Source organism: Micromonospora sp. NBRC 101691, from assembly GCF_030269285.1.
Classification (GTDB): domain Bacteria; phylum Actinomycetota; class Actinomycetes; order Mycobacteriales; family Micromonosporaceae; genus Micromonospora; species Micromonospora echinospora.
In genome coordinates this window covers 1-21,716 of sequence record NZ_BSTB01000038.1, presented here as the reverse complement: position 1 = coordinate 21,716, position 21,716 = coordinate 1, and the positions used below count along the sequence as shown (strand labels likewise).

The 21,716-nt window shown below is 73.0% G+C and carries 22 protein-coding genes; 18 read left to right on the top strand and 4 right to left on the bottom strand.

Annotation, left to right across the window (positions count from 1 at the left end; genetic code table 11):
- Positions 1–33 precede the first annotated feature (33 nt).
- A complete protein-coding gene (locus QSK20_RS31720) occupies positions 34–990 on the bottom strand; it encodes an FAD-dependent monooxygenase (protein WP_285792289.1) in 957 nt (318 codons plus the stop codon).
- A gap of 223 nt (positions 991–1,213) precedes the next feature.
- Between QSK20_RS31720 and aroC the strand changes: the two genes are divergently transcribed.
- The gene (gene aroC / locus QSK20_RS31715) at positions 1,214–2,392 is read left to right on the top strand and encodes a chorismate synthase (protein WP_285792288.1); all 1,179 of its coding nucleotides are present in this window, start codon (positions 1,214–1,216) and stop codon (positions 2,390–2,392) included.
- The gene (locus QSK20_RS31710; RefSeq protein WP_285792287.1) at positions 2,389–2,901 is read left to right on the top strand and encodes a shikimate kinase; all 513 of its coding nucleotides are present in this window, start codon (positions 2,389–2,391) and stop codon (positions 2,899–2,901) included. The genes aroC and QSK20_RS31710 overlap by 4 nt, the downstream gene beginning before the upstream one ends.
- Here QSK20_RS31710 and QSK20_RS31705 read toward each other — a convergent pair.
- Both QSK20_RS31705 and QSK20_RS31700 read right to left on the bottom strand, forming a co-directional pair.
- Positions 2,870–3,676, bottom strand: a complete 807-nt coding sequence (locus tag QSK20_RS31705; protein ID WP_285792286.1) for a cytochrome c oxidase assembly protein — start codon at positions 3,674–3,676, stop codon at positions 2,870–2,872. The genes QSK20_RS31710 and QSK20_RS31705 overlap by 32 nt on opposite strands.
- A gap of 2 nt (positions 3,677–3,678) precedes the next feature.
- Complete coding sequence (locus QSK20_RS31700) at positions 3,679–4,254, bottom strand: DUF2243 domain-containing protein (RefSeq protein WP_285792285.1); 576 nt, start codon at positions 4,252–4,254, stop codon at positions 3,679–3,681.
- A 139-nt stretch (positions 4,255–4,393) separates the two neighbouring features.
- On the opposite strand from QSK20_RS31700, the gene aroB reads away from it, so the two are divergent.
- The 4 genes from aroB to nusB all read left to right on the top strand — a co-directional run bounded on the left by aroB (position 4,394) and on the right by nusB (position 7,289).
- Positions 4,394–5,473: a 3-dehydroquinate synthase gene (gene aroB, locus QSK20_RS31695; protein WP_285792284.1), complete on the top strand. Its 1,080-nt coding sequence runs from the start codon at positions 4,394–4,396 to the stop codon at positions 5,471–5,473.
- Complete coding sequence (gene aroQ / locus QSK20_RS31690; RefSeq protein WP_285792283.1) at positions 5,470–5,901, top strand: type II 3-dehydroquinate dehydratase; 432 nt, start codon at positions 5,470–5,472, stop codon at positions 5,899–5,901. The genes aroB and aroQ overlap by 4 nt, the downstream gene beginning before the upstream one ends.
- A gap of 396 nt (positions 5,902–6,297) precedes the next feature.
- Positions 6,298–6,855, top strand: coding sequence for an elongation factor P (gene efp, locus QSK20_RS31685; protein WP_088984953.1), 558 nt, complete (start codon positions 6,298–6,300; stop codon positions 6,853–6,855).
- Positions 6,856–6,878: 23 nt separating this feature from the next.
- The gene (gene nusB, locus QSK20_RS31680) at positions 6,879–7,289 is read left to right on the top strand and encodes a transcription antitermination factor NusB (RefSeq protein ID WP_285792290.1); all 411 of its coding nucleotides are present in this window, start codon (positions 6,879–6,881) and stop codon (positions 7,287–7,289) included.
- Positions 7,290–7,383: 94 nt separating this feature from the next.
- On the opposite strand, the gene bldD is transcribed toward nusB, so the two are convergent.
- Positions 7,384–7,872: a transcriptional regulator BldD gene (gene bldD / locus QSK20_RS31675; RefSeq protein ID WP_018253136.1), complete on the bottom strand. Its 489-nt coding sequence runs from the start codon at positions 7,870–7,872 to the stop codon at positions 7,384–7,386.
- Between the two features lie 287 nt (positions 7,873–8,159).
- Between bldD and pyrR the strand changes: the two genes are divergently transcribed.
- From pyrR to coaBC, 12 genes are all read left to right on the top strand, one after another.
- On the top strand, positions 8,160–8,744 hold the full coding sequence (gene pyrR, locus QSK20_RS31670) for a bifunctional pyr operon transcriptional regulator/uracil phosphoribosyltransferase PyrR (RefSeq protein ID WP_285792282.1): 585 nt from the start codon (positions 8,160–8,162) through the stop codon (positions 8,742–8,744).
- Positions 8,741–9,667 (top strand): aspartate carbamoyltransferase catalytic subunit, encoded by a 927-nt coding sequence (locus QSK20_RS31665; protein ID WP_285792281.1) that lies wholly within the window; start codon positions 8,741–8,743, stop codon positions 9,665–9,667. The genes pyrR and QSK20_RS31665 overlap by 4 nt, the downstream gene beginning before the upstream one ends.
- Positions 9,664–10,941 carry a dihydroorotase gene (locus QSK20_RS31660; protein WP_285792280.1) on the top strand — a complete coding sequence of 426 codons (1,278 nt, stop codon included), beginning with the start codon at positions 9,664–9,666 and terminating at the stop codon, positions 10,939–10,941. Before QSK20_RS31665 ends, QSK20_RS31660 begins: the two co-directional genes overlap by 4 nt.
- Positions 10,942–11,113: 172 nt before the next feature.
- Positions 11,114–12,289, top strand: coding sequence for a glutamine-hydrolyzing carbamoyl-phosphate synthase small subunit (gene carA, locus QSK20_RS31655; protein ID WP_285792279.1), 1,176 nt, complete (start codon positions 11,114–11,116; stop codon positions 12,287–12,289).
- On the top strand, positions 12,282–15,659 hold the full coding sequence (carB, locus tag QSK20_RS31650) for a carbamoyl-phosphate synthase large subunit (protein WP_285792278.1): 3,378 nt from the start codon (positions 12,282–12,284) through the stop codon (positions 15,657–15,659). Before carA ends, carB begins: the two co-directional genes overlap by 8 nt.
- A gap of 25 nt (positions 15,660–15,684) precedes the next feature.
- Entirely contained in the window at positions 15,685–16,725 is a 1,041-nt protein-coding gene (locus tag QSK20_RS31645) for a quinone-dependent dihydroorotate dehydrogenase (RefSeq protein WP_285792277.1), read from the top strand.
- Positions 16,726–16,770: 45 nt separating this feature from the next.
- Complete coding sequence (locus QSK20_RS31640; RefSeq protein ID WP_285792276.1) at positions 16,771–18,045, top strand: adenosylmethionine--8-amino-7-oxononanoate transaminase; 1,275 nt, start codon at positions 16,771–16,773, stop codon at positions 18,043–18,045.
- Between the two features lie 153 nt (positions 18,046–18,198).
- Positions 18,199–19,065 (top strand): orotidine-5'-phosphate decarboxylase, encoded by an 867-nt coding sequence (gene pyrF, locus QSK20_RS31635; protein WP_285792275.1) that lies wholly within the window; start codon positions 18,199–18,201, stop codon positions 19,063–19,065.
- 149 nt (positions 19,066–19,214) lie between these two features.
- Positions 19,215–19,532: an integration host factor, actinobacterial type gene (gene mihF, locus QSK20_RS31630; protein ID WP_088984943.1), complete on the top strand. Its 318-nt coding sequence runs from the start codon at positions 19,215–19,217 to the stop codon at positions 19,530–19,532.
- Between the two features lie 26 nt (positions 19,533–19,558).
- Positions 19,559–20,092, top strand: a complete 534-nt coding sequence (locus QSK20_RS31625) for a guanylate kinase (protein ID WP_285792274.1) — start codon at positions 19,559–19,561, stop codon at positions 20,090–20,092.
- A 48-nt stretch (positions 20,093–20,140) separates the two neighbouring features.
- Positions 20,141–20,404 (top strand): DNA-directed RNA polymerase subunit omega, encoded by a 264-nt coding sequence (gene rpoZ / locus QSK20_RS31620; protein WP_091462737.1) that lies wholly within the window; start codon positions 20,141–20,143, stop codon positions 20,402–20,404.
- Between the two features lie 15 nt (positions 20,405–20,419).
- Positions 20,420–21,628 (top strand): bifunctional phosphopantothenoylcysteine decarboxylase/phosphopantothenate--cysteine ligase CoaBC, encoded by a 1,209-nt coding sequence (gene coaBC / locus QSK20_RS31615; protein WP_285792273.1) that lies wholly within the window; start codon positions 20,420–20,422, stop codon positions 21,626–21,628.
- Positions 21,629–21,716 lie beyond the last annotated feature (88 nt).

Here is a 21,716-nt window from a genome sequence, read left to right as displayed (position 1 = left end):
ACGACGTGCCACAGTGTTCCTCTCGGGTTCGGTTCAGACGATTGCCGGAACGGGGACGGGACGTCGGGTCGCGCCCCGGACCAGATCCACCAGGGCCACCGGGTCGGCCGGTGGGCGCCAGCCCCGCCAGGCCACGTACCCGTCCGGCCGCAGCAGCACGAACGGCCGCCGGTACCGGTGGGCCACCGCCGTGTCGCGGCAGTCGTGGACGGTGAACGGCACCCCGGCGGCGGCGAACGCGGCCCGCAGCGCGGGCACGCCCGGCGGGTGCGGAACGTCGGCGCGCGGCGACCACGGATCCGCCAGGCGCAGCAGGGCGAATCCGTGCCGGACGAGGTCGTGGACGGTGATCCTCGCGCCCAGCGGGACGGGTGGCGCGGGCATCCCGGGCAACGCCTCGTCGAACGGGTCCGGCGGGATGTCGGTCTCGTCGTCGGCCACGATCGACGAGCGGTAGTGGTGGCCCACCGGCTCGTCGGGGTCCGCCGGCCGCCGCTCCTCGTGGTAGCTGTCGAGCAGTACGGCACCGGCCCAGCCCTGGAGCGTGGCCGCGAGCTTCCAGCCGAGGTTGACCGCGTCGCCGACGCCCCCGTGCCCGGCGCCGTCGCTTCCGCCGGTGCCGGGCCCGCCCGCGCGGGGACGGTCGCCGCCGCAGCGGAACACCCGTCCGTGGCCGCCCGGGGCCGGGGGACCGCCGTCGGTCGGGCGCAGGGCTCCGGGGCGCAGTGGCGCGGCGGCGGCGTCGCAGGCGACCAACCGGTCGGCGGTCACCACGGTCACCGCGCCGTCGCGGAGGTCGACCAGCCGGGCCTCCACCCGGTCGTCGTACGGGCGGACCGTGTCGACCCGGCAGGGCAGGTCGTGCCAGCGTCCCCCGCTTCCGCAGACGGTGGACGCGACACCGTACCGGGCGAGTTCCGCCGCCATCGTCAGCCCGACCGGGCCGGTGCCGACCACCAGCACGTCCGTCCGGTGCCGCCTGCTCGTCATGTCACGTCCGCTTCCCGGGATCGCCCGTCGCCGGTGTCGTAGCGCCCTCGACGCTAGGGGAGCGGGTACGAGCGCTTCTCCAGGTTGACTCGAGCCGTGCTCTCGACGGTGGCCTGGGGCGGGACGGATCCCGCCGGGACGACTCCGCGTCGTCGACGGTCCGCAGGGCGGGACGCGGTGGCCGGTGCGCCGCTCCGGATGCGGGGCGTGCCAGACTGATCCGGTGTTGCGCTGGTTGACTGCAGGTGAATCGCACGGTCCCGCCCTGGTCGCGCTCCTGGAGGGCGTCCCCGCCGGGGTCGAGGTCACCACCGGGGAGATCTCCGCCGAGCTGGCCCGCCGTCGACTCGGCTACGGCCGGGGCGCGCGGATGTCGTTCGAGCAGGACGAGATCGAGATCATCGGTGGGCTCCGGCACGGCGTCACCATCGGCAGCCCGGTGGCGATCCGGGTCGGCAACTCGGAGTGGCCCAAGTGGCGCACGGTGATGGCGGCCGACCCGGTCGACGCGGACGAGCTGGCCAAGCAGGCGCGCAACGCGCCGCTGACCCGCCCCCGCCCCGGTCACGCCGACCTGGCCGGCATGCAGAAGTACGGACACACCGACGCCCGGCCGATCCTGGAACGGGCCAGCGCCCGGGAGACCGCCGCCCGGGTCGCCGTCGGGACCGTCGCCAAGGCGCTGGTGCGGCAGACCCTGGGCATCGAGATCGTCTCGCACGTGGTGGAACTGGGCCCGATCGCGGTCGACCCGGGGCTGCGGGCCCGCCCGGAGGACGCCGCGCGGATCGACGCCGACCCGCTGCGCTGCCTCGACCCCGGGGCGAGCGCCCGGATGGTCGCCGAGGTCGACGCCGCGAAGAAGGCCGCCGACACCCTCGGTGGCGTGGTCGAGGTGCTCGCGTACGGGGTGCCGCCGGGCCTCGGCTCCCACGTGCAGTGGGACCGCAAGCTCGACGCCCGGCTGGCCACCGCGCTGATGTCGATCCAGGCGATCAAGGGCGTCGAGATCGGCGACGGTTGGCAGCAGGCGCGGTCCCGGGGCTCCGTGGCGCACGACGAGATGGTGCCGACCCCGACCGGGGTGCGCCGGGTGACCGACCGGGCCGGTGGCCTGGAGGGCGGCATCACCACCGGTGAGCCGCTGCGGGTGCGGGCCGCGATGAAGCCGATCTCGTCGCTGAACCGGGCCCTGGCCACGGTCGACGTGACCACCGGTGAGCCGGCCACCGCGATCAACCAGCGGTCGGACGTCTGCGCCGTGCCGGCTGCGGCGGTGGTCGCCGAGGCGATGGTCGCCCTGGTGCTCGCCGAGGCCACCACGGAGAAGTTCGGCGGTGACTCGGTGGCCGAGATCCGCCGTAACCTCGCCGGTTACCTCGACGCCCTGGTCATCCGGTGAACGCAGGTCGGCCGGTCTGTGTGCTGGTGGGAGCGCCGGGGGCGGGCAAGACCACCGTCGGCCGGGCGCTCGCCACCGCGCTCGGCGTGGAGTTCCGGGACACCGACGAGGACATCGAGCGGATGGCCGGCAAGCCGATCCCGGAGATCTTCGTCGACGAGGGGGAGGCGCACTTCCGTACCCTCGAACGGGCGGCGGTGGCGGCGGGGCTGGCATCCTGCCCGGGCGTGCTCGCCCTCGGCGGTGGCGCGGTCCTCGCCGAGGAGAACCGCGCCGCCCTGGTCGGGCACACCGTGGTGTATCTCAGCGTCGAGCTGACCGACGCGCTCAAGCGGGTCGACCTGGGCGTCGGCCGCCCCCTGCTGGCGATCAACCCGAGGGCGACGCTGCGGTACCTGCTGGACCAGCGCCGACCGTTCTACCAGGAGGTGGCGACCGCCACGGTGGTCACCGACGCGCGTGACCCCGAGGAGATCGTCACCGAGGTGCGGACGCTGCTCGACCGCTGACCACCACCCGGCGGGGCCGGCGCGCGGGCCGTGCCTCCGGCCGCCAGGTGACCAGCAACGCCAGCGCGAGCAGGATCTCGGCCAGGTCCCCGCCGTAGTACATGATCGTCGCCCCGGCACGCAGCTCCCCGACGGTGGCCGGCACGTCGACCAGCAGCCCGGCGTACAGGAGCTGGGCGAGGGCGGCGTGCCCGGCGACCGCGACGCCGACCACGACCAGCCGCACCGGCACCCGGGGACGGTGCGGTCCCGGATCCGGCCCGGCGATCGACCAGGTGAAGAGATGCCCGCTGAGCAGGAAGTGCACCTGGAACAGGTGGTGCACGGCCGGCTGGTCGAGACTCGCCCGGTAGAGCGGGGTCAGGTAGAGCACCCAGAGCCCGCCGACGGTGAGCAGCAGACCGGTCACCGGGTGGGCGACCACCCGGGCCGCCGGGTGCCCCAGCCAGCGGATCACGGCCCGCCCGGCGGACCGGTCGAGGGTGCGCAGGGCCAACGTTCCCGGGGCACCGAGCACCAGGCCCAGCGGCGCGAGCATGCCGAGCAGCAGGTGCTGCCACATGTGGCCGACGAGGTCGGGCGCGGGCACGGCCAGGCCGACGCCGAGCAGCAGCACCCCGCCGCCGAACGCGGCGCTCCGCCAGGGACTCCAGCGGCGGCCGGCGCGGCGTTCGCGGACCACGCCGGCCAGGTAGCCGCCGGCCAGCAGCAGCGGTACGACCAGCGCCGGGTCCACGCCGGGCGGCGCGGCGTGTCCGCCGCCATGGGCCAGCACGATCACCGTCGCCCGCCGGGCGAGGCGGTGTCGCCGGACCGCTTCTCGGTGACGTGCGGCTCGTCGGCGGTGGGCGGTCCGCCCCGGCCGTCGCGGCGTTGCAGCAGCCAGCCGCCGGCCACCAGGACCGCGCCGAGGGCGAGGAAGCCGAGGTCCCACCAGAGCCGGTTCGCGCCCTCCCGGACGTGGTGGATGCCGAGCAGGTGGTGGTCGACGATGCCCTCCACCAGGTTGAACAGGCCCCAGCCGACCAGCGCCCAGCCCCAGAGGGTGCGGGAGCGCCACAACCGGTTCCGGGACCGGGTCACCCGGGCGTGCAGCAGCGCCAGACCGGCCAGTACCGACACCCAGGTCACCACGTGGAAGATGCCGTCCCAGAGGGTGTTCACCCGCAGGCCGGGGACGGTGTCCACGGGATACTCCCGGATGCCGACGTTGTCGCTGCCGGTCGCGCTGAGCATGTGGTGCCACTGGAGCACCTGGTGCAGCAGGATGCCGTCGAAGAAGCCGCCCAGGCCGACGCCGAGCAGGATGGCGGGAAGCCGGATGTCGGCCTCCCCGATCGTGCGGGTTGCCATGCGGGACCTCCCACGTCGTGGATCCGGACCGGGCGGAAGCTGCCCGGTCCCTGCCGGGTTCAACGCCGTTGTCCGGTCTGCGGTCACCAGGTGGACGGTCGGGCCGGATCGGGTCACCGCTCGGCTAGGCTCCGCAACGATGGACGAGATGACCCGGATCCCGGTCGGTGGCGAGCGCCCGTACGACGTACTCGTGGGACGTGGCCTCTGGGACGCGCTGCCCGGCCTGCTTCCCGGCGCGACCCGCGCGGCGGTGCTGTACGCCCCGCCGCTGAAGTGGCTGGCCGACCTGCTCGGCGGCCGACTGCGCGCGGCCGGCGTCGAGCCCCTGCCGATCGAGGTGCCGGACGCCGAGGCCGGCAAGCAGATCGAGGTGGCCGCCCACTGCTGGGACCGGCTCGGCGCGGCGAACGTCACCCGGAACGACGCGGTGGTCGGGGTGGGCGGCGGCGCTGTCACCGACCTGGCCGGGTTCGTCGCCGCGAGCTGGCTGCGCGGGGTGCGCTGGGTGCCGGTGGCGACCTCGCTGCTGGGGATGGTCGACGCCGCCGTCGGGGGCAAGACCGGGATCAACACCGCTGCCGGCAAGAACCTGGTCGGCGCGTTCCACCCGCCGGCCGGTGTCCTCTGCGACCTGTCGGTGCTGGACAGCCTTCCCGCCGTCGACCTGACCGCCGGCCTGGCCGAGGTGGTCAAGTGCGGCTTCATCGCCGACCCGGTGATCCTCGACCTGGTCACCGGGGACCCGGCCGCCGCCGCCGACCCGACCGGAGCGGTGACCCGCGAGCTGATCGAGCGGGCGATCCGGGTCAAGGCCGACGTGGTCTCCGGTGACCTGCGCGAGTCGGGCGTCCGGGAGGTGCTCAACTACGGCCACACCCTGGCCCACGCCATCGAGAAGGTGGAGGGCTACCGCTGGCGGCACGGGCACGCCGTCTCGGTGGGGCTGGTCTACGCCGGCACGCTCTCCCGGTTGGCCGGGCGGCTGGACGCGGCGACCGCCGAGCGGCACCGCACGGTCGTGACGGCCCTGGGGCTGCCGACGAGCTATCCGGCCGAGGCCTGGCCGGACCTGCTCGCCACGATGCGGGTGGACAAGAAGGCGCGCGGGGCCCGGCTGCGGTTCGTGGTGCTCGACGGGCTGGCCCGGCCGGCGATCCTCGAGAACCCGGACGACGAGCTGCTGCACGCCGCCTTCCGCGAGGGGGTGGCGGCGTGAGGGTGTACGTGCTGAACGGGGTGAACCTGGGCCGGCTGGGCACCCGGCAGGTCGACGTCTACGGCGTGACCAGTTACGCCGACCTGGTGGCGCTCTGCGAGCGCACCGGCCGGGAACTCGGGCTGGACGTGACGGTCCGGCAGACCGACGCCGAACACGAGCTGGTCGGGTGGCTGCACGACGCCGCCGACGAGGGCGCGGCGGTGGTGCTCAACCCGGCGGCCTGGTCGCACTACTCGTACGCGGTGCGGGACGCGTGCGCCATGCTCCGTGGGCCGCTGGTCGAGGTGCACATCTCCAACATCCACGCCCGGGAGGAGTTCCGGCACCACTCGGTAATCTCCGCCGTGGCGACCGGGGTGATCTGCGGTCTGGGCCCGGACGGCTACCGCCTGGCCCTGCACCACCTGGCCACCCTCGCCCGCTGACCGGCCACGCCGGGTGGTCGATCCAACCATGCAATAACGCAGAGTAGTCGCACCGCTGTCGTCGCTCTCGGTTGCCTCCGCTGTCGCCGCGATCCCGTTCGTCTCGTCCTCTGCTCTGCACCTGCCGAGGCGACACCGCGTTGAGCTGGGCTTTGATGCCGGCCGGCTGGGAGACGGTGGTGACTTTCCACACGCTACGTGGCTGGCGCGTCCGTGGGTGCAGAGCAAAGCGTCGGTGGGGTGGCCATGCTGCGGGTGCCGGCCGTGTCGGAGAGTGATCACCCGGCCGGGTGGATCGTGGCGGAGGTGGCGGCCCGGCCGGACGGCGGCAGCCGCCCTGCGGCGCAGCTAGTAGACTTCCCAGGTCTGTCCGCCAATTGATGATCAAGGCAGGAAATGGCCACCACCAACGACCTCAAGAACGGCCTCGTACTCAACCTTGACGGGGGCCTCTGGGCTGTCGTGGAGTTCCAGCACGTCAAGCCCGGCAAGGGTGGTGCCTTCGTCCGCACCACGCTGAAGAACGTGCTCTCCGGCAAGGTCGTCGACAAGACCTTCAACGCGGGTACCAAGGTCGAGACCGCGACCGTCGACAAGCGCACCATGCAGTACCTCTACGCCGACGGCGAGGACTTCGTCTTCATGGACCTGGAGACGTTCGACCAGATCACCGTCCCCGGCGCGACCGTGGGTGACGCGGCGAACTACCTCCTCCCCGAGGCGGAGGCGATCGTGGCCACCCACGAGGGTGTGCCGCTCTACGTCGAGCTGGCGACCAGCGTCGTGCTAGAGGTCACCTACACCGAGCCGGGCCTCCAGGGCGACCGCTCCACCGGTGGCAACAAGCCGGCCACCGTCGAAACCGGCGCGACCGTGCAGGTGCCGCTCTTCATCACCACCGGCGAGAAGATCAAGGTCGACACCCGCGACGGTCGTTACCTCGGCCGCGCCTGATGGCCGAGGCTCCGAAGCAGCAGATGCCGGCGCGCCGCAAGGCGCGCAAGCGGGCGCTGGACGTGCTCTACGAGGCCGACCTGCGCGGCCGGCCGCCGGTGGAGGTGCTCGCCGGCTACATCGAGCGGATCGAGAAGCCCCGTCCGGAGCACCTCGACTACGCCGTGAGCCTGGTCGAGGGGGTCGCCGCGCACCTCGACCGGATCGACGAGCTGATCGCCAGCTACGCCGAGGGGTGGACGCTCGACCGGATGCCGGTGATCGACCGCAACCTCGCCCGGATCGCCGTCTACGAGCTGCTCTACCACGACGACATCGACGACGCGGTGGCCATCAGCGAGGCGGTCGAGCTGGCCCGGCAGATGTCGACCGACGACTCGCCGCGCTTCCTCAACGGCATCCTCGGCCGGATCGCCGACTACGCCACCCGCTGAGCCGGTCCGCGCCACCGTCACACCGCACCACACCGTACGTACCCGAGGGGCCCGCGCCGACCGGCGCGGGCCCCTCGGGTTACGGCAGCGGGTGTCAGGACGCGAAGAACGCCCGCGGGTCGGCGACCAGCACACCGTGCTCGTTGAGCCGCTCGATCAGGCCGGAGGGCGAGGCGTCGTACACGATGGCCAGCGCCCGCAGGTCGTCGGCGCGGATCGAGAGCACCCGGCCGTTGTAGTCACCGCGCTGCTGCTGGATGGCGCGGGCGTACCGGGCCACGTACGCCAGCTCCTCCGACGCCTCGTCGTAGAGCCGCTCCAGGTCCAGCACGATCTTGCTGGTCGGCTCGTGCCGTACGCCACTGCCGTCGGGCAGCAGCTCGGAGACGGGTACGCGGTAGAAGTCGGCCAGCTCCGCCAGGCGGGACACGGTGACGGCCCGGTCACCGCGCTCGTACGACCCGACCACGACGGCCTTCCACCGTCCGTTGGACTTCTCCTCCACGCCCTGCAGGGACAGGCCCTGCTGCTGGCGGATGGAGCGCAGGCGGGCGCCCAGCGACTTGGCGTATTCAGAGGGCATTCGGACACTCCCAGTGCTGCTCGGGGTTCTCCCAGCTATCGCTACGGAGCGTGACGGTACGGGGATTGCGACACGTGGTCAAGTGCTCGTGACACACCTGTTGGGAACGCCGGGTCGATCTATCCGCATTTCGGGACTGATTTGCGAATCAGCAGCCGCCCGACCGGGGCGGCGGTGACCACTGGTAACGTGGCGTGAAGCCCCCGGTCGGAGCCGTTCACGGCCGGTCCGGGGGAGTCAGACGTCCTTTAACGACCCGTCCCGTGAGGCGGGGAAGGAGGTCCGCCGTGGCCTACCCGTCGGCTGCCCGATCCCCGGTGCCGAGGCAACCCTCGGTAAAGGTGATCCTCGCCAGCGCTGACGTGCAGCGTGTGGTCGACCGCATCGCCCACCAGATCCTGGAGAAGACCCAGGGCGCCGCCGACACCGTCCTGCTCGGCATCCCGACCCGGGGCGCGCCGCTGGCCCGCCGCCTCGCCGCCCGGATCAGCGCCTTCGAGGACGTCGCCGTACCGGTCGGCGTGCTCGACATCACGCTCTACCGCGACGACCTGCGCCGGCACGCCGTCCGGGCGGTCGGCCCGACCGAGGTGCCGCCGGGCGGCATCGACGGCAAGCGGGTCGTCCTCGTCGACGACGTGCTCTTCTCCGGCCGGACCGTCCGGGCCGCCCTGGACGCGCTGAACGACGTCGGCCGCCCCTCCTCGGTGCAGCTCGCCGTCCTGGTCGACCGGGGACACCGGGAACTGCCCATCCGGGCCGACTACGTCGGCAAGAACATCCCGACCGCGCTCGCCGAGAGCGTCAAGGTCACCCTCGCCGAGGTGGACGGCGTCGACGAGGTCAAGCTCTACGGGGGTGCGCCCGCATGATCCGTCACCTGCTCTCCGGGGCCGACCTGGACGCGGCCACCGCGACCCTGGTCCTGGACACCGCCGCCCAGATGGCCACCGTCGCCGGGCGGGAGGTCAAGAAGCTGCCGGCGCTGCGCGGCCGGACCGTGGTCAACCTCTTCTACGAGGACTCCACCCGCACCCGGATCTCCTTCGAGGCGGCGGCGAAGCGGCTCAGCGCCGACGTGATCAACTTTTCGGCGAAGGGCTCCAGCGTCGCCAAGGGCGAGAGCCTGAAGGACACCGCGCTCACCCTCCAGGCGATGGGGGCCGACGCGGTGGTGGTCCGCCACCCGGCCTCCGGCGCCCCGCACCGGCTGGCGAACTGGGTCGACGGCAGCGTGGTCAACGCCGGCGACGGCACCCACGAGCACCCGACCCAGGCGCTGCTGGACGCGTACACGATGCGCTCCCGGCTCGGCCGGATCGCCGGCCTGCACGTCGCCGTGGTCGGTGACGTGCTGCACAGCCGGGTGGCCCGCTCCAACGTGCTGCTGCTCTCCACCCTCGGCGCGAAGGTCACCCTGGTCGGCCCGCCCACGCTGATCCCGGTCGACATCGCGGCGGCCCTCGCGCCCGGCGCCGCCGTGTCCTACGACCTCGACGCGGTGCTGCCCGAGGCGGACGTGGTGATGATGCTGCGCGTGCAGCGGGAGCGGATGACCGACTCCTACTTCCCCTCCGCCCGCGAGTACGCCCGCCGCTACGGCCTGGACGGCGCCCGCATGGGTCGCCTGCCGGAGCACGCGATCGTCATGCACCCCGGCCCGATGAACCGGGGGATGGAGATCACGCCCGAGGTGGCCGACTCGCCCCGCTCCACCATCGTCGAACAGGTCACCAACGGGGTCTCCGTCCGGATGGCCGTCCTCTACCTGCTGCTCGGGGGGAACAACCAATGACCGCGTACCTGATCAAGGGGGTCAGCGTCGTCGGCGGCGACCCCACCGACCTGCTGGTCCGCGACGGCGTCGTGGCCGAGTCCGGCCGTGGCCTGTCCGCGGCGGGAGCCACCGTGCTCGACGCCGACGGCCTGGTCGCCCTGCCCGGCCTGGTCGACCTGCACACCCACCTGCGCGAGCCGGGCCGGGAGGACGCCGAGACCGTCGAGACCGGTTCCCGGGCCGCCGCCCTCGGCGGCTACACGGCGGTCTGCGCGATGGCGAACACCTCCCCGGTCGCCGACACCGCCGGGGTGGTCGAACAGGTCTGGCGGCTCGGCCGGGAGGCCGGACTGGTCGACGTCCAGCCGATCGGCGCGGTCACCGTCGGGCTGGCCGGCGAGCGTCTCGCCGAGCTGGGCGCGATGGCCGACTCGGCGGCCCGGGTGCGGATCTTCTCCGACGACGGGCACTGCGTCGCCGACCCGAAGCTGATGCGCCGGGCGCTGGAGTACGTCAAGGCGTTCGACGGGATCATCGCCCAGCACGCCGAGGAGCCCCGGTTGACCGAGGGCGCGCAGATGCACGAGGGCGAGGTCTCCACCCGGCTCGGGCTGACCGGCTGGCCGGCGGTCGCCGAGGAGGCGATCATCGCCCGGGACGTGCTGCTCGCCGAGCACGTCGGCAGCCGGCTGCACGTCTGCCACGTCTCCACCGCCGGCAGCGTCGAGGTACTGCGCCAGGCCAAGGCGCGCGGGATCCGGGTCACCGCCGAGGTCACCCCGCACCACCTGCTGCTCACCGACGAGCGCGCGGAGACGTACGACCCGGTCTACAAGGTCAACCCGCCGCTGCGCACCGCCACCGACATCGCCGCCCTGCGGGCCGCGCTGGTCGAGGGCGTGATCGACATCGTGGCCACCGACCACGCCCCGCACGCGGTGGAGGACAAGGAGTGCGAGTGGGCGTACGCCCGGCCGGGCATGCTCGGGATGGAGACGGCGCTGTCGATCGCCCTCGACGTGCTCGGCCCGGAGTGGGACCTGATCGCCGAGCGGATGTCGCGTGCCCCGGCCCGGATCGCCGGCCTGGACACCCACGGCCGGAACCCGGCCCCCGGCGTCCCGGCGAACCTCACCCTGGTCGACCCGTCCGCCCGCCGAGTGATCGAGCCGGCGGACCTGGCCAGCCGCAGTCGCAACACCCCGTACGCCCGCATGACGCTGCCGGGTCGCATCGTGGCGACCTTCCTGCGCGGCGAGCCGACGGTCCTGGACGGAAAGGCTGTCAAGTGATCCGAGCGAGGAGTGCAGCGGAGCGGAGCCCCGCAGTCCGGATCGAAGGAGACGTGATCCGAGCGAGGAGTGCAGCGGAGCGGAGCCCCGCAGTCCGGATCGAAGGAGACGTGATCCGAGCGAGGAGTGCAGCGGAGCGGAGCCCCGCAGTCCGGATCGAAGGAGACGCAGCATGACGAAGCGCAGGCCCGCGATCCTCGTACTGGAGGACGGGCGGACGTTCCACGGCGAGGCGTACGGCAGCGTCGGCGAGACCTTCGGCGAGGCGGTCTTCAACACCGGCATGACCGGCTACCAGGAGACCCTGACCGACCCCTCCTACCACCGGCAGGTGGTGGTGCAGACCGCCCCGCACATCGGCAACACCGGCGTCAACGGCGAGGACGACGAGTCGGGCCGGATCTGGGTCGCCGGGTACGTGGTCCGCGACCCGGCCCGGTCCGCCTCGAACTGGCGGTCCACCGGCGGCCTGGAGGAGCGCCTGGAAGCCGAGGGCGTGGTCGGCATCAGCGGGGTGGACACCCGGGCGCTCACCCGGCACCTGCGGGAACGCGGCGCGATGCGGGTCGGCGTGTCCAGCGTCGAGTCCGACCCGCGTGCCCTGCTGGCCCGGGTCCGGCAGTCGCCGCCGATGGTCGGCGCGGACCTCTCCGCCGAGGTGACCACCGCCGAGCCGTACGTGGTCGCCGCCGAGGGCGAGCACCGGTTCACCGTCGCCGCGCTCGACCTGGGTATCAAGCGCAACGTGCCGCGCCGGCTCGCCACGCGGGGGGTCACCACCCACGTGCTGCCCGCCTCCTCGACCATCGACGAGGTGCTGGCCACCGGGGCGGACGCGGTCTTCCTCTCGCCCGGCCCCGGCGACCCGGCCACCGCCGACGTCCCGGTCGCGCTGGCCCGCGAGGTGCTGCGCCGCCGGGTGCCGCTGTTCGGCATCTGCTTCGGCAGCCAACTGCTCGGCCGGGCCCTCGGGTTCGGCACCTACAAGCTCGGGTACGGCCACCGCGGCATCAACCAGCCGGTGCTCGACCGGGCCACCGGCAAGGTCGAGGTGACCAGCCACAACCACGGCTTCGCCGTCCAGTTCCCGGGGGCCGAGCCGGGGGCCGTGGTGCCCGACCGGATCGTCGACACCGAGTTCGGCGGGGTCGAGGTCAGTCATGTCTGCCTCAACGACAACGTGGTCGAGGGCCTGCGGGCGAAGGACGTGCCCGCGTTCACCGTCCAGTACCACCCCGAGGCGGCGGCCGGCCCGCACGACGCGGACTACCTCTTCGACCGCTTCGCCGAGCTGATCGAGGGCCGCGGCCTCGACCGGAACCACAGTGAGGGCGGAAAGAATGCCTAAGCGGACCGATCTCAAACACATCCTGGTGATCGGCTCCGGGCCGATCGTCATCGGCCAGGCCTGCGAGTTCGACTACTCCGGCACCCAGGCCTGCCGGGTGCTGCGCGGCGAGGGGGTCCGGGTCAGCCTGGTCAACTCCAACCCGGCGACGATCATGACCGACCCGGAGTTCGCGGACGCCACCTACGTCGAGCCGATCACGCCGGAGTTCGTCGAGCTGGTGATCGCCAAGGAGCGCCCCGACGCCCTGCTGCCCACCCTCGGCGGCCAGACCGCGCTGAACACCGCGGTCGCCCTGCACGAGGCGGGCGTGCTGGACAAGTACGGCGTCGAGCTGATCGGCGCGAACATCGACGCGATCCGGCGCGGTGAGGACCGGCAGCTGTTCAAGGAGATCGTGGCCAAGGCCGGTGTCCGGCTGGGCTTCGACGACCCGGCCGCCCTGGTGCCCCGTTCCCGGGTCTGCCACTCGATGGACGAGGTCCGGGACACCGTCGCCGAGCTGGGCCTGCCGGTGGTGATCCGGCCGTCGTTCACCATGGGTGGCCTCGGCTCCGGCATGGCGCACACGCCGGAGGACCTGGAGCGCATCGCCGGGGCCGGGCTGGCCGCCAGCCCGGTGCACGAGGTGCTCATCGAGGAGAGCGTGCTCGGCTGGAAGGAGTACGAACTCGAACTGATGCGGGACCGCAACGACAACGTCGTGGTGGTCTGCTCGATCGAGAACGTCGACCCGATGGGCGTGCACACCGGCGACAGCGTCACCGTCGCCCCGGCGATGACCCTGACCGACCGGGAGTACCAGCGGCTGCGCGACCTGGGCATCGCGGTGCTGCGCGAGGTCGGCGTGGACACCGGCGGCTGCAACATCCAGTTCGCGGTGAACCCGGCCGACGGCCGGATCGTGGTCATCGAGATGAACCCCCGGGTGTCCCGCTCGTCCGCGTTGGCCTCCAAGGCGACCGGCTTCCCGATCGCGAAGATCGCCGCGAAGCTCGCCATCGGCTACACCCTGGACGAGATCCCCAACGACATCACGCTGAAGACCCCGGCGGCGTTCGAGCCGACCCTCGACTACGTCGTGGTCAAGATTCCCCGGTTCGCGTTCGAGAAGTTCCCCGGCGCGGACCGGGAGCTGACCACCACGATGAAGTCGGTCGGCGAGGCGATGAGCCTGGGCCGGAACTTCACCGAGGCGCTGAACAAGGCGATGCGCTCGATGGAGACCAAGAGCGCCGGGTTCTGGACCCTCCCGGACTCGGCCGTCGCCGCCGCGACGGGCCTCGACCCGACCGACGTGACGAAGGAGGCGACGCTCGAGGCGCTGCGCGTGCCGCACGACGGTCGGCTCTACACCGTCGAGCGGGCGCTGCGGCTCGGCGCGTCGGTCGGCGAGGTCGTCGCGGCCTCCGGGGGGATCGACCCCTGGTTCCTGGACCAGATCGCCGGTCTGGTCGAGCTGCGCGCCGAGATCGTCGCCGCCCCGGTGCTGGAGGGGGACCTGCTGCGCCGGGCGAAGCGGGCCGGGCTCTCCGACCGGCAGCTCGCCGCGCTCCGGCCGGAGCTGGCCGCCGAGGACGGCGTGCGTACCCTGCGGCACCGCCTCGGTGTCCGGCCGGTCTACAAGACGGTGGACACCTGCGCGGCCGAGTTCGCCGCCACCACGCCGTACCACTACTCCTCCTACGACTCGGAGACCGAGGTGGTCGGCTCGGACCGGCCGAAGGTGCTGATCCTGGGCTCCGGGCCGAACCGGATCGGCCAGGGCATCGAGTTCGACTACTCCTGCGTGCACGCGGTCATGGCGCTGCGGGCGGCCGGCTACGAGACGGTCATGGTCAACTGCAACCCGGAGACCGTCTCCACCGACTACGACACCGCCGACCGGCTCTACTTCGAGCCGCTCACCTTCGAGGACGTGCTGGAGGCGTGGCACGCCGAGGACACCTCCGGGAAGGCGGCCGGCGGGCCGGGCGTGGTCGGGGTGATCGTCCAGCTCGGCGGGCAGACCCCGCTCGGCCTGGCGCAGCGGCTCAAGGACGCCGGGGTGCCGGTGGTCGGCACCTCCCCGGAGTCGATCCACCTCGCCGAGGAGCGGGGCGCGTTCGGCGCGGTGCTGGCCCGGGCCGGCCTGCGCGCGCCCGCGCACGGCACCGCCACCTCGTACGAGGAGGCGAAGGCGATCGCCGACGAGATCGGCTACCCGGTGCTGGTCCGTCCCTCGTACGTGCTCGGCGGGCGGGGCATGGAGATCGTCTACGACGATCCGACGCTGCGCGACTACATCGGCCGGGCCACCGACATCTCGCCGAACCACCCGGTCCTGGTGGACCACTTCCTCGACGACGCGATCGAGATCGACGTGGACGCGCTCTGCGACGCCGACGGCGAGGTCTACCTCGGTGGCGTGATGGAGCACATCGAGGAGGCCGGCATCCACTCCGGCGACTCGTCCTGCGCGCTGCCGCCGATCACCCTGGCCGGCTCGCACGTGGCGCAGGTGCGCCGGTACACCGAGGCGATCGCCCGGGGCGTCGGGGTGCGGGGACTGCTCAACGTGCAGTACGCCCTCAAGGACGACGTGCTCTACGTCCTGGAGGCGAACCCGCGCGCCTCGCGGACCGTGCCGTTCGTCTCCAAGGCCACGGCGGTGCCGCTGGCCAAGGCGGCGGCCCGGATCGCGCTCGGCGCGACCATCGCGGAGCTGCGCGCCGAGGGCCTGCTGCCGGCCGCCGGGGACGGCGGAACGCTGCCGCCGGACGCCCCGATCGCGGTGAAGGAGGCGGTGCTGCCGTTCAAGCGGTTCCGCACGCCCGCCGGCCAGGGCGTGGACTCGCTGCTCGGCCCGGAGATGAAGTCCACCGGCGAGGTGATGGGCATCGACACCTCGTTCGGGCACGCCTTCGCCAAGAGCCAGTCCGCGGCGTACGGCTCGCTGCCCACCTCCGGTCGGATCTTCGTCTCGGTGGCGAACCGGGACAAGCGCGCCATGATCTTCCCGGTGAAGCGCCTGGCCGACCTGGGCTTCGAGATCCTGGCGACCACCGGTACGGCCGAGGTGCTGCGCCGGTACGGCATCGCGTGCGAGCAGATCCGCAAGCACTACGAGTCCGGCGCGGGGGAGGACGCGGTGTCGCTGATCCTCGGCGGCGAGGTGGCGTTGGTGATCAACACGCCGCAGGGCTCCGGGGCGAGCGCCCGCTCCGACGGGTACGAGATCCGCAGCGCGGCGGTCACCGCCGACATCCCCTGCATCACCACCGTCCCCGGCGCGGCGGCGGCGGTCATGGGTATCGAGGCGCGGATCCGGGGCGACATGCAGGTCCGTCCGCTCCAGGAACTCCACGCCGCCCTGCGGGCCGCCGAGTGACCGCCCGTCGGCGGGGGACGACCCCGTGATGTTCGAGCGGTTGGTGCGGCCGGGGCTGTTCCGGATCGGGGGCGGCGACGCCGAGGCGGCGCACGAGTGGACGCTGCGACGGCTCGCCGCGCTCTCCGGACGGCCGGCCCTGCTCGCCGGGATGCGGGCGCGGTACGCGGTGTCCGCGCCGCGCACCGTCTTCGGCGTGCGGTTCCCGAACCCGGTCGGACTGGCCGCCGGCATGGACAAGAACGGGGTGGCGTTGCCGGCCTGGCCGGCGCTGGGCTTCGGCTTCGTCGAGGTCGGCACGGTGACCGCCCGCCCACAGCCGGGCAACCCCCGGCCCCGGTTGTTCCGGCTGCGCGACAGCGAGGCCGTGGTCAACCGGATGGGCTTCAACAACGCCGGGGCCGAGGCGCTCGCCGCCCGGCTGGCCACGCTGCGCCGTCCGCTCGGTGTGCCGCTGGGCATCTCGCTCGGCAAGTCCAAGGTGACCCCGCTGGAGGAGGCGGTGGAGGACTACCTCGCCTCCTACCGGGCGCTGCGGGACCACGGCGACTACTTCGCGGTCAACGTCTCCTCGCCGAACACCCCGGGCCTGCGGGCCCTCCAGGACCGGGAGCACCTCGACGCGCTGCTCGCCGCGCTGGTGGGGGAGAAGCCGGTGCTGGTGAAGATCGCCCCGGACCTGACCGAGCCGGCCGTCGCCGAACTGCTGGAGGTCTGTCTGGACCGGGGCGCGGCCGGGGTGATCGCCACCAACACCACCCTGGCCCGCGACGGACTCGCCCCGGGTGACCGCACGCGGGGCGCGGAGACCGGGGGACTCTCCGGGCGTCCGCTCGCCGCCCGGGCCCGGGAGGTGGTCGCCTTCGTGCACCGGGAGACCGGCGGCCGGCTGCCGGTGATCGGGGTGGGCGGCATCGTCGACCCGGACGACGCGGCCCGGATGGTCGACGCGGGGGCGAGCCTGGTGCAGCTCTACACGGGTTTCATCTACCGGGGCCCGGCCCTGGTGCGGGCCGCGGTCCGGGCCGTCGCCCGCGCGGAGCGCGCCACCGCCCCGGCGGTCTAGGCCCCGTGCCGACCCCACGCCCGCCACGAGGAACCGGAGAGGTCCGTGACGCCTGAGGAGATCCTGGCCGGGGACCGGGAGCACGTGTGGCATCCGTACGCGCCGCTGCCGCCGGCCGTGCCGCCGTACGTGGTCGAGAGCGCGCGGGGGGTACGGCTGCGCCTGGCCGACGGGCGCGAGCTGGTCGACGGGATGTCGTCCTGGTGGGCGGCGATCCACGGTTACCGGCACCCGGTGCTCGACGCGGCGGTGGTCGACCAGCTCGGCCGGATGAGCCACGTGATGTTCGGCGGGCTGACCCACGAGCCGGCCGTCCAGTTGGCGCGCACCCTGGTGGAGCTGGCCCCGCCGGGCCTGGAGCGGGTCTTCCTCTGCGACTCCGGATCGGTCGGCGTCGAGGTCGCGGTGAAGATGTGCCTGCAGTACCAGCGCGCCACCGGACGGCCGGAACGGCACCGGCTCGCCACGTGGCGGGGCGGCTACCACGGGGACACGTTCCACGCCATGAGCGTCTGCGATCCGGAGGGGGGCATGCACCGCCTCTGGAGCGGGGTGCTGCCCCGCCAGGTCTTCGCCCCCGCCCCGCCGGGCGGCTTCGACGGTCCGGTCGACCCGGCGTACGAGGCGGAGCTGGTCGACGCGGTCGAACGGCACGCGCACGAACTGGCGGCGGTGATCGTCGAGCCGGTGGTGCAGGGGGCCGGCGGGATGCGGTTCCACAACCCGCACTACCTGCGGGTGCTGCGCGAGGTGACCCGGGCCCACGGGATCCTGCTCGTCTTCGACGAGATCGCCACCGGGTTCGGCCGGACCGGGACGATGTTCGCCGCCGAGCACGCCGGGGTCGCCCCGGACGTGCTCTGCGTCGGCAAGGCGCTCACCGGCGGCTACCTGACCCTGGCCGCCACGCTCTGCACCGCCGAGATCGCCCGGGGCATCTCCACCGACGGCGTGTTGGCGCACGGCCCGACGTTCATGGGCAACCCGCTCGCCTGTGCGGTCGCGAACGCCTCCATCGGGCTACTGCGGGCCGGAGACTGGGCCGGCGAGGTGTCCAGGGTGGCGCGGGCGTTACGGACCGGACTGGCGCCGTTGCGGGGCGCAGCCGGGGTGCGTGACGTCCGGGTGCTCGGCGCGATCGGGGTGGTGCAGCTCGACCACGAGGTGGACCTGCCGGCGGCGACCGCCGCCGCGGTCGCCGAGGGCGTCTGGCTGCGTCCGTTCCGCGACCTGGTCTACACCATGCCGCCGTACCTGACCGACGACGCGGACCTGGCCCGGATCGCCACGGGCGTCGCCGCCGCGGTGGCGGCGGGCTGAACCACCGTCCGTAGTGGACGCCAGGGGCCCTGACCGCCACGTGGACGGCCGAAGGTGGCACGGGGTGGGTGCGTGGAGGCACGACGCCGTTCGCGGGGACGGTGGGCCGGCAGGCCGCCCGCAGAGGGCGGGACACGAGAGGGAGAGGGACAGATGGAGAGCTTCGGAACCCGGCTGCACCGGGCGATGCGGGAACGTGGGCCGCTCTGCGTGGGGATCGACCCGCACCCCGGGCTGCTGGCCCGCTGGGGTCTGCCGGACGACGTCTCGGGTCTCGACCGGTTCACCCGGACCGTCACGGAAGCCCTCGGTGACCGGGTTGCGGTGGTCAAGCCACAGTCGGCCTTCTTCGAGCGATACGGCTCCCGTGGAGTGGCCGTGCTTGAGTCAACTATCCGACAGTTGCGGGAAGCTGGCGCGCTCGTTCTTCTCGACGTCAAGCGGGGCGACATCGGGTCGACCGTCGCCGCGTACGCCGACGCGTACCTCGATCCATCCAGCCCGCTGTATGTCGACGCGGTCACGGCGAGCCCCTACCTGGGAGTAGGTTCGCTGGCCCCGATGTTCGACACGGCGGCCCGGCACGGCGGCGGCGTCTTCGTGTTGGCGCTGACCTCCAACCCCGAGGGCGGCGCGGTGCAACGCGCGCGGGGCGCGGACGGGCGCACCGTCGCACAGACGGTCATCGACGAGATTGCGCAGCTCAATGCCGGTGCGGACCCGCTCGGCAGCGTCGGGCTGGTGGTCGGGGCGACGATCGGCGACACCGGTCACGACCTCTCCCGGGTCCACGGTCCGCTGCTCGCTCCGGGGCTCGGCGCGCAGGGCGGGACGGCGGCGGATCTGCGTACCGTCTTCGGCTCCGCACTCTCTGCGGTGCTGCCGTCGTACTCCCGTCAGGTGCTCTCCGCCGGCCCCGATCCGGCCGCGCTGCGGGCGGCGGCCGAGCAGGTCCTGACCGACTGCCGGCGGGTCCTGGGCGCGGAAAAACTGACTGACGGGTCGGTCACCGCGCGGTGACGAGCGCGCGTCCACGTTGCCGAAAGCTCCGCTGACCGCTAGTTTTCCCCGCGCTGGGAACCACGGACCCCTTTGGTTCCCAGCGACACCACGTTTCACAGAAGCGGCGGTGCGTCCCGCCCGCCGCGATAGGGACCTGAGGAGAACTGGTGCCGCTCCCGTCACTTACCCCTGAGCAGCGCGCGGCCGCGCTGGAGAAGGCCGCGGAGATCCGCAAGGCCCGTGCTGAGCTGAAGGAGCAGCTCAAGCAGGGCAAGACCACCCTCGCCTCCGTCCTCGAGCGGGCTGAGGCCGACGACGTCGTGGGCAAGCTGAAGGTTTCGGCCGTCCTCCAGGCCATGCCGGGCATCGGCAAGATCCGGGCGACCCAGATCATGGAGAAGCTCAAGATCGCCGACAGCCGCCGGCTGCGTGGCCTCGGTGACCAGCAGCGCAAGGCTCTGCTTGGAGAGTTCGCCGGGAACTGACCCGTGACAGCGGGTACAAACAAGCGGTGAGCACGGCTGACGAGACGCGCCCGGCGGCTCGGCTGACTGTCCTCGCCGGTCCCTCCGGGGCTGGCCGGGCCAGTGTGGTCGAGGCGGTCCGGGCGCGTTTCCCGGCGACGTGGACGCCCGTGCCGGCCACCACCCGGCCGCGACGCGGGCACGAGGTGCACGGGGTGGACCGGATCTTCCTCGACCCGGCCGGATTCGCACGGTTGGTCGCCGAAGGGCGACTGATCGAGTGGAGCCGGGTCGGACCGTACCTGCGGGGGACACCGCACCGCCCGGTACGGGCCCGGCTCGTCGCCGGGCGTCCGGTCCTCCTCCCGCTCGACCCGGACGGCGCGCTGCGCGTCCGCGAGGTCGAACCGGACGCCCGGCTGGTGTTGCTCGTCCCGCCCGGGTTCCGCCCCGACGCGCGGACCGCCGCCGCGTTCGAGCTGACCCTCCGGCACGACCTGCTCGAACGGGTCGCGGGCGAGCTGGTAGGATTGCTCGGTTCGTCCTTTCCGGCACCGGTCCAGCCGCGACCGCGCGGTTGACCGCCCGCCGCGCCCCGGCCGGCCACTCAGACGCAGAGGTTCAAATTCGTGGGATCCATCGCCAACCCCGAGGGCATCACCAACCCGCCGATCGACGAGCTGCTGGAGAAGACCTCCTCGAAGTACGCGCTGGTGATCTTCGCCGCCAAGCGCGCCCGTCAGGTCAACGCCTACTACAGCCAGCTCGGTGAGGGCCTGCTGGAGTACGTCGGCCCGCTCGTGGAGACCACCCCCCAGGAGAAGCCGCTCTCGATCGCGATGCGCGAGATCAACGCCGGTCTGCTCACCGCCGAGCCGACCGACCAGCCGTAACCCGCCCCCGCACCGATGTCCGCCGAGATCGTCCTGGGAGTCGGCGGCGGCATCGCCGCCTACAAGGCATGTGAGCTGCTGAGGCTCTTCACCGAGTCGGGCCACCGGGTCCGGGTCGTGCCGACCGCGTCGGCGCTCCGTTTCGTCGGGGCGCCGACCTGGGCGGCACTGTCCGGTCAACCGGTGGCCGACGACGTCTGGACGGACGTGCACGATGTGCCGCACGTCCGTCTCGGCCAGCGGGCCGACCTGGTCGTGGTCGCGCCGACCACCGCCGACCTGCTGGCCAAGGCGGCCCACGGGCTCGCCGACGACCTGCTCACCAACACCCTGCTGACCGCGCGTTGCCCGGTGGTGCTCGCGCCGGCGATGCACACCGAGATGTGGGAGAACCCGGCGACCGTGGCGAACGTGGCCACCCTGCGCGCCCGGGGCGTCCTGGTGATCGAGCCGGCGGTCGGCCGGCTGACCGGCGCCGACAGCGGCAAGGGTCGCCTGCCCGACCCGGCGGAGATCTTCGCGGTGGCGCGACGGGCGCTGCGCCGGGGTGCCGACGCCCCCGCCGACCTGGCCGGACGCCGGGTCGTGGTCACCGCCGGCGGTACCCGTGAGCCGCTCGACCCGGTGCGCTTCCTCGGCAACCGGTCCTCCGGCAAGCAGGGGTACGCCTTCGCCCGTGCCGCCGTCGCCCGGGGCGCCCGGGTGACCCTGATCGCCGCCAACGTCTCGCTCCCCGACCCCGCCGGAGTGGACCTGGTCCGGGTCGGCACCACCGAGGAGTTGCGCACGGCCACCCTGGCGGCGGCCGAGACGGCCGACGTGGTGGTGATGGCGGCGGCTCCGGCCGATTTCCGTCCGGCGACCTACGCGCCTGGCAAAATCAAGAAGTCGGAGGACGGCGGCGCCCCCACCATCGAGCTGGTGACCAACCCGGACATCGCCGCGGAGTGGGGTGGGCGTCGTCGGGCGGGACAGGTGCTGGTGGTGTTCGCCGCCGAGACCGGCGACGCGGAGGCCAACGGTCGGGCGAAGCTCGCCCGCAAGCGCGCCGACCTCATTGTGATCAATGAGGTCGGCGTGGACAAGGTCTTCGGCGCCGAGACGAACGCGGCGACCGTCGTCGGTGCGGACGGTTCGACCCGGGTGATCCCGGAACGCACCAAGGAGGACCTGGCCGACGACGTCTGGGATCTCGTGGTGCCCCGGCTCACGACCCCTGCGTGACCCCGAGAGCACCCCACACGGTGGGCGGTAATGACTACACTGCCGCGGAACGACCCCTTCACAACTTAGGAGTGCCGTGACACGCCGC

Bases quoted from the DNA above. Each gene is read 5' to 3' on its own strand.
- QSK20_RS31720 (WP_285792289.1), bottom strand. From the start codon at position 990: ATGACGAGCAGGCGGCACCGGACGGACGTGCTGGTGGTCGGCACCGGC.
- QSK20_RS31700 (WP_285792285.1), bottom strand. From the start codon at position 4,254: ATGGCAACCCGCACGATCGGGGAGGCCGACATCCGGCTTCCCGCCATC.
- aroB (WP_285792284.1), top strand. From the start codon at position 4,394: ATGGACGAGATGACCCGGATCCCGGTCGGTGGCGAGCGCCCGTACGAC.
- efp (WP_088984953.1), top strand. From the start codon at position 6,298: ATGGCCACCACCAACGACCTCAAGAACGGCCTCGTACTCAACCTTGAC.
- nusB (WP_285792290.1), top strand. From the start codon at position 6,879: ATGCCGGCGCGCCGCAAGGCGCGCAAGCGGGCGCTGGACGTGCTCTAC.
- bldD (WP_018253136.1), bottom strand. From the start codon at position 7,872: ATGCCCTCTGAATACGCCAAGTCGCTGGGCGCCCGCCTGCGCTCCATC.
- QSK20_RS31665 (WP_285792281.1), top strand. From the start codon at position 8,741: ATGATCCGTCACCTGCTCTCCGGGGCCGACCTGGACGCGGCCACCGCG.
- QSK20_RS31660 (WP_285792280.1), top strand. From the start codon at position 9,664: ATGACCGCGTACCTGATCAAGGGGGTCAGCGTCGTCGGCGGCGACCCC.
- carA (WP_285792279.1), top strand. From the start codon at position 11,114: ATGACGAAGCGCAGGCCCGCGATCCTCGTACTGGAGGACGGGCGGACG.
- carB (WP_285792278.1), top strand. From the start codon at position 12,282: ATGCCTAAGCGGACCGATCTCAAACACATCCTGGTGATCGGCTCCGGG.
- pyrF (WP_285792275.1), top strand. From the start codon at position 18,199: ATGGAGAGCTTCGGAACCCGGCTGCACCGGGCGATGCGGGAACGTGGG.
- coaBC (WP_285792273.1), top strand. From the start codon at position 20,420: ATGTCCGCCGAGATCGTCCTGGGAGTCGGCGGCGGCATCGCCGCCTAC.